Raw genomic sequence first — 6,000 nt, 5'->3', positions numbered from 1 at the left:
GTACAAAACGGCATCCTTGGGGAAATGGCAGCCTTTCAAGGAAATCATGCTGAAACCTGTTGGAGAACAATACGCGGACTACAAACGTTGGATTCTGCATGCTCGTCAATCTAGGCCCAAAGTTTGCGACACAACCCGCGCCAGCCAGTTCGGTCCCGGCTGGCGCGTGGAAGGTGCAAGGGCTCTCATTCGCGAACCCTGTATATCAAAGGCGCCAAAGCGTTCAGCTAAAGTAGGAATCGTAACTGCGTTTGTAGATGAACTCGTTGTCCGCGTATTTCCGGGCCTTTGACTGCGATACCAAAGTGAAGGCACAGCCAGCGATATTGGCCCCCATCGACCGCAATTCTCTCAGCCCCTCGCGTACCGCGTTCCTGCTGGTGTGGTTCCAGCGCACGAGGTAGACGACGGTATCCGAAAGCCTGGCCAACAGTCGGGCGTCCGTCACCGCCAGTGCGGGCGGGGTATCAAGGATCACCAGATCATATTCGTCACGAAGCTGGTCGATAACTTCGGCGAAGCGCGTCGAAGACAAAAGATCGGCCGGGCTTTCCGTCAGTTTTTCGGAAAGGCTCAACGACAAAATATCCAGTCCCGTTGCTGTCTCTCTGGCAAGCGCCTCTTCAAGCGTACATTTCTTCTGTAGATACGTGGCCAATCCATACCGCCCGCCCGATGCCGACTGCGCCCGGTGCAGGAAGGATATGCGTTTTTGCGGCTTGTCCGCGTTGGCAATGCTTGGAAATTTCGAATAGATCACGGCATTGCTGTCGTCCCGGAAATCGCAACAAACAAGAATAGTCCGGCGGCCGGTGCTCTGACTGGCAAGACCGGTCAGAAACGAGAGTGAACTTTTCCCTTCCCCGGGAACGGAAGATGTGAACATCACGACCTTGGGTTCGTGGCTGGCGTCGCTGTAAAGGATGCTCGTTCGCAAGTTGCGAACACTTTCCGACAGAAGACTTTTGGGGTTCGACACGAACTTGCCACCCAGCTTTTGCAGGCTGCGGCGCATTCCGGTCATCGGGATCGAGTTGAGCACAGGAAGCCGCGAGATCCTCGCCAGAGCTTTCGGGTCCCGTACGGCCTGACTTGTCTGTTCGCGGAACAGCAGCCATAGGAAGCCCAAAAACAGTCCACCGCCAACGGTTGAGATCATCACGCGGGCGCTGGTCTCGAAATCGGGGCTTGTCGGCGTGTCAGCGGCTGACAGCACGCGCGCACCAGCCGATTGCAGGTTGGCCTGTTCGGTGATTTCTTTCTGGCGTGTCACAAAGGTTTGCAACAACGTCTGGTTCGATTGCACCTCGCGTTCGAGCCGGTCAATGGACAGTTCATCGGCGGTTTGTTCTATTGCTATGACTTCAAGATCGCGAACCAGTTTCTGAAGTTGAATTTCACGCTGCTCCAACGATTCCACCTCAAACTCCAGAGCAGCCACGACATAACCGGCCTCTTCGCGGATATTCTCGTAAAGCTGGTCCAGCAGCGCGTTGTTTCGCGTACTGTTGGGTCTTGAACTGCCGCCGGCGATGGCACTGTCACCTGCCATGGCCTCGCGAATATCGATTTCGCGCCGACGGAACTCTGCGATCAACGGAGACTCGCGGAATTCAGTAACTGTCCAAAGGTTTTCTTCAGAGTCTAGGGCGGTTTTTGCCCGATCGCGGCGGGCACGGGACTCGGCGAGGCGCAGTTGGATCGAAGCCAGTTCCTGGTTGAGCGCTGTCAGCTGGACACTTGTCATCTGCGAGCTCTGAGCCTGCCTGTTGGCCAGGTCCAAACGCGCGGTTTCAAGGTTTTCCTCAAGGGTCTCGACGCTGTTTTTCAACTCCAGAATGCGTTCGTCGACCAGTTCGATCACAGTAACGATATTGCGGTTCTTAGAGGCCTTCTGAAAGTCAATGTACTCATCGCTGATGGTATTGACGATCAGCGCGGACTGCGCGGCATTGGGCGATGAATAGACAATCTCGATCACCCTGGATCCGTTAACTTGAAAGACCCCCATATTGGCGCGAATCATGTTGATCGCGTTGCGCATGCCTTTTTCGTACATCTCCTCTTCGGTCAACGGAGCACTTTCGGTGTCGGGTTGCTGCACCGACATCCCAAGCGCGGCCATGGCGCGGTTGAGAATCGCCCTTGCCTGCCCTTGAGGCGGCGTGGGTGTTTCCTTGCCTTGGGCCTGCGCAACGCCTTCTTCAACTGCGGCCTCGCTATCCACTTGCACGAGATTCAGGCGTTCCACTACCTTCTGAAGCAATGTCGTCGAGTTGAGGATTTCGATCTGGTTGCCGATCTCGGTCCCGGCTTCGGGTTCGGTCAGGACGTTTGAGAAATCGACGATCTGGACGCGCTCGGGTTCGAACAAAATACTTGCCGCAGCCGTATAGACGGGCTCCTGCCGAAGCACGATGACGGCACCAACCAACATCCCGACGACGCCACAGCACAGAAAAAACAGCTTTCCCCGCCAAATCAGTGAAAGAAGTTCTCGTAAGTTCAATTCGTTGTCGTTTTGATTCTCGTACATAAGTTCAAAAGAATCAAATTCCGAGGCCTTGGACGGACCCGCGCCCTGACTATTCACTTTAACTAACCCTTCAAACTGCAACACGTGCCTCCATATATGCACAATCAGTCAACAAACCAAAGCGCCATCTGGATTTTTTCTCTTTCAGATTGTGTTTAAACACGAAAAATCAACCAACTTTGGGCGCCACCCGGACCAGGCGGTGCGCGGGTGAAATGACTAAACCGTTGGTTTTCGCAGATCGAACAGGGGCTCCAGTTGCGAATTGGTGCACAACAGACGGGTCTGAGCCTTTGTTGCGCCCGGTGATATAGAACAATTTTTCGGTTCCAAAAATAAAAACAATGCAATCGTTTGGCGATGAATAGGTGCCATAGATTGTATAATCGCCGAAAGTTGACGTAAGGGCAATTTTTAAACCCAAAATGATAGGCGGTATATGGCTTATAGGCAGATCTTGCAGACTCTATTCTAGAGTGTCCAAATGATTTGGACTATCAATATATTAAGCAGTGTACCGGCGCATGCTAGACGAAAGCATTATGCCGGGTTAACGTTTCGTTTACTGAAGGTGCAGATGTTAAAAAGCGTGTTGGGATGAGTGCTGGCTTTCTTGACCGAGTAAATACAATAGAGGCAGAACGGACCGCAGAGAAACGATGGGGATTTGGGCATTTTCTATTTCCAGTTGCTTCATGTGGCTGGTGACCATTCTAATCTGGATCAAATTTGATCTTGGTGTTGTGCTCGGATTGGCATGCGGTCTCGGAGCGGGCGTGGTCGTTTTTATCGGGCTGATATTCCTTCTCGAAGCTCTGTCCTGGCAGCAGTCCCGGAGCAGCAAGCCGCAAACCCCCCTTAGCACGTCGCGACCGAAGTAAATCCCTCCGTCGGCGCGTGCCTGGATCAGACAGGCTGCATTGCACAGAAACAGAAAACAGATTGTGCATATTTTGGCTGTCTGTTTCGATTTTCCGATCCGCTCTGTGCTATCGGCGGCTTTGTGATGTTTTGAGGAACAGGGCGCTGGACAGCAGTCTCGCCGGACGCCTGACGACACCAAAACCCATTGTGACAGATCAGGATACAGGCGGCGCTGCCGCATATGCGCAGCACCTTTCGGTGGCGATCAGCGTTTGCTGGATTTGAAGTTGAATGCTTGCGGGTACGAAACTCCGGAGAAATTTCTGGTCGATTCCGAAGTTCGTGATAAGGATAATTTGCTGTTCGGGTCAGGCTCAGCGTGGTGGAACCTCATTCGTATGATGCGGGTCACGCCACGGTCATTTTAGGTCGATACACTATTTTCAGAAAGATCCATGTCCAAGATGTACAATTCAAAGCATGAAACGAACACGCAAAAATCCAAACCCACATTTATCGGAATTGGCCCGCCAAAATGCGCAACGACATGGCTCGATTCCATTCTGCGCCGGCACCCCGACGTCTTCTTACCCGTCCAGCAGAAAGAAGTGTTTTATTTCGATCGCTTCTACGACCGTGGAGATGATTGGTATTGCGGGCTCTTTGACGGGGCTGCCGACCGTCCGGCAATAGGAGAAATTAGTACGTCCTATATTCTGGATGTTCAGACGGTGCAGCGAATAAGAGATTTCAATCCCGAGGTGAAGCTGATCTGCATCCTGCGGAACCCGGTGGACAGGATGGTCTCTCACTACAGGATGTTTGTCGAAAATGGTCGAACGGACCTTGATTTCGAAAACGCCGTCGCGCGCCATCCGGAATTGAGAATGAACAGTTCATACGCCGGGCTTCTCGGGAATGTGCTGTCCATCTTTCCCCGAGATCAGATTCATTTGGGTATTTTTGAAGAGCTGTTTGCCAGCCCGCAGGCGACGTCTTCGTACCTTGAATCCCTGTTCGACTACATTGGTGTCGATCAGGACAGGCTTGCGCCGGTGGCAGGGAAACAGAAGGTGCGGGAAACTTATGGGAAACCAAAATCCCGTTGGCTGGTAAAGAAGGCAAAGGCTATCAGAAGCGCGATGCGCAAGAGGGACATGGAACATATAGTCCAGTTTCTCATGCGCGCAGGAATCAACAGGCGCCTTTTTCTGCAGCCTTCGGAAATGCCGGATATACCCGATCACCTGCGCAGGGAATTAATTGAGAGCTTTCAAAACGATGTCAGTTTCGTGGAACGTCTTCATGGCGGGAAGATCGAAGTCTGGCATGAATAATTTTATTGCGAGTCTTTGCGGGCTTGAAAACCCTGGTGATTTGGTTCCGCGACAGCCTGCCAGCCATACGCGTGACATAAAGTTCCTATTTGTTAACCAGCGGTGGCTCCCATGAAACAACGAATAACGCTTGTCACCGTTGTGTACATAAGGGAAATCGAAAACCTGAAGCTGCAGGCGCGATCGGTGGCCACGTTTTTTGAACCGGATGACATTTCGTCAATATTGATCGTCGTTAATGACAGGAACCAGAAAGAATGCGCGCGACTTGCCCGCGAACTGGTTCACTTTTACGAATCGCTGGCGGATCGGGTGCGGATTGTCGAACCCGAGGAAATCCTGCCGGGCGGGGCAGGTGGATTTTCCGGGCTGCTGCGTCGTATGGTCGTGCAACACCGGAATTGGATACCGTTCAGAACTCAGGCCGGATGGCGCGGCAACAACGGATGGCTGATGCAGCAGGCCTTCAAACTCTGTGTGGCCAGGCTGATACCGGATGGGTACGTTCTGATACTGGATGCCAAGAATTTTTTCGTCAGCAATGTGAACCGGTCTGATTTCATATCTGAGGCGGGCAGGGCGCTCAGCTTTCTTGAGCCGCCCAGCAATGCGCAGCGGAATTGGATGGAGAACTCGTTCCGTATCTTCGGGTTGCCAATTCCCCCTGATGACACGCTTACTCCACCTAGCACGACGCCCTATTGCTTGAGCGCCGAAGTATTGGCCGGTTGCCTGGCAGAGATCGAAGACAAATTGGGGCCGGCGCATGTGTATTTTGGCTTCAAGCCTCTTGTCAGGGGCGTAGGGCGCAAGGCGTCCGAATTCATGTTGATTTACGCTTTTGTCACCCGGCACTATGGGGGCTGGTCAAACCAGTTCGACGAGGGGTTGCAACCTGCCGCTGGTCTCAACAGAAACATGGATGATGAAACGGTTGAGCGCATGCTCGAATTGGTCGAACAGGGGCGCCGAAAGGTTTTTTCGGTGCATAGCGACCGCCTGGACAGGCTCAAACCGGAGCACAGGGCTAGGATAAACAGCATTCTTTCAGATCGCGGCCTTGCAGCTGCCGGCGCGTTTCTTGCGCGCTAAACACATAGAAATGGTTTCGGGTGCCGGGTCAGGAGGCCGGAAAAAAAAGACGTCGATAGCGAGGCTGGTCCCCTGACACGCAGTTGATGCATCAGTCGGACCGAAAGCGGAGCTTGTCAAAGTATCTCGCTTTCGAAGTCTGAGCCGCAACAGCATTCCAATTGGACAATA

At 52.9% G+C, this 6,000-nt stretch carries 3 protein-coding genes; 2 read left to right on the top strand and 1 reads right to left on the bottom strand.

What is annotated here, in order from left to right; translation table 11 throughout:
- Window positions 1–223 precede the first annotated feature (223 nt).
- Complete coding sequence (locus AC2FJC_RS21820) at window positions 224–2,536, bottom strand: GumC family protein (RefSeq protein ID WP_496741625.1); 2,313 nt, start codon at window positions 2,534–2,536, stop codon at window positions 224–226.
- Between the two features lie 1,319 nt (window positions 2,537–3,855).
- Here AC2FJC_RS21820 and AC2FJC_RS21815 point away from each other — a divergent pair.
- Window positions 3,856–4,737 (top strand): sulfotransferase family protein, encoded by an 882-nt coding sequence (locus tag AC2FJC_RS21815; protein ID WP_496741623.1) that lies wholly within the window; start codon window positions 3,856–3,858, stop codon window positions 4,735–4,737.
- A 111-nt stretch (window positions 4,738–4,848) separates the two neighbouring features.
- Window positions 4,849–5,829 (top strand): DUF6492 family protein, encoded by a 981-nt coding sequence (locus AC2FJC_RS21810; protein WP_496741621.1) that lies wholly within the window; start codon window positions 4,849–4,851, stop codon window positions 5,827–5,829.
- Window positions 5,830–6,000: the final 171 nt, after the last annotated feature.

The sequence above is a fragment of the Ruegeria sp. CDSB117 genome (assembly GCF_059611005.1).
This window is presented reverse-complemented; position numbering and strand designations above follow the sequence as displayed.